This window comes from Halomonas sp. ND22Bw (assembly GCF_003011945.1).
Taxonomy (GTDB): domain Bacteria; phylum Pseudomonadota; class Gammaproteobacteria; order Pseudomonadales; family Halomonadaceae; genus Halomonas; species Halomonas halophila.
Window position 1 is genome coordinate 1 of sequence record NZ_PXWD01000720.1, and the last position, 277, is coordinate 277.

1 protein-coding gene is annotated in these 277 nt (G+C 66.8%); it reads right to left on the bottom strand.

The features are described from left to right. The coding region (locus tag CVH10_RS20005) for an SDR family NAD(P)-dependent oxidoreductase (protein WP_146143151.1) at positions 1-109 on the bottom strand (109 nt) is incomplete at its 3' end. Between the last annotated feature and the right edge of the window lie 168 nt (positions 110-277).

The following is a 277-nucleotide window of genomic DNA, read 5'->3' on the forward strand; positions in this document are numbered from 1 at the left end:
TCAGGATGACGTGCGCGCCCTTCGCCGCCAGCGCGATCGCGGTCGCCGCACCGATTCCGCGGCTGGCGCCGGTCACCAGCGCCCGCCGGTCCGTCAACTGCATGTCCATCGCGCGTCAGTTCATCCGTTCGGCGAGCAGGGCGAACTGGTCGACCGCGCTCGATTCGTCATGATCGGTCAGCGACGTCGGATAGTCGCCGGTGAAGCAGGCATCGCAATATTTCGGGCGGATGTCGGCGCGGTGGCTTTCGCCCAGTGCCTTGTACAGGCCGTCGAT